Raw genomic sequence first — 787 nt, forward strand, 5'->3', positions numbered from 1 at the left:
CGTCGGTACCGCCCTCGGCTACCTGCGCTTCCGCTTCCCGGACATTGCCTGGCAGGCAGCGCACGCCAATCTGGCCAAACTGTACGACAAGCTGATGCAGCGCCCGGCTTTCGCGGACACCGTGCCGCACGACTGAGCCCGCCGGGCATCAGGCCATCGGGGCGCCCGGACCGGCGCCCTTTTTCTCGCAAAAGATTTTTCGAACCGAAACCCGGTCAGCCGGTCTTTTTCTGCACCAGGTCAACGCGAGACAAGCCCATGCTCACCCCGCCCAACGACACCACCCCCACCGACCTGATCGCCCATGCGCTGACGATCGCCCTGGGCGCCCGCGACCACTACACCCGCATCCACTGTGACCGGGTGGTCGAACTGTCGCGCGCACTGGGCCAGAAAATCGGCCTGAGCCATGCGGAACTGGCCGGCCTGACACTGGGTGCCCGCTTCCACGACATGGGCAAGATCGGCATCCCGGACACCATTCTGCGCAAACCGGACAGTTTCGATAGCGCCGAGTGGGCCTGCATGCAGCAACACGTTCTGATCGGCGAACAGATCGTGCTCGCCATCAACGGCGGCCGCCCCAGCAGCATTTCCCGCACCGTGCGGCACCACCACGAAAATTACGATGGCTCGGGCTATCCGGACAAGCTGCGCGGCAGCGCGATTCCGCTCGACGCCCGCATCGTCTCGATTGCGGACAGCTACGATGCGATGACCGCCCGCCGTCCGTATCAAAAGCCGCGCCCGCACACCGCCGTGATGGACATCCTGCACAGTGAGGCGG

The 787-nt window shown here is 65.2% G+C and carries 1 protein-coding gene; it reads left to right on the top strand.

Annotated features, from left to right (window positions below; all coding sequences use genetic code 11):
* Window positions 1–258: 258 nt before the first annotated feature.
* Window positions 259–787, top strand: a 529-nt coding sequence (locus tag A6M56_RS07535) for an HD-GYP domain-containing protein (protein ID WP_286757960.1), incomplete at its 3' end; no start/stop codon positions are given.

Source organism: Ralstonia sp. RL, assembly GCF_001683835.1.
Classification (GTDB): Bacteria; Pseudomonadota; Gammaproteobacteria; order Burkholderiales; family Burkholderiaceae; genus Ralstonia; species Ralstonia mannitolilytica.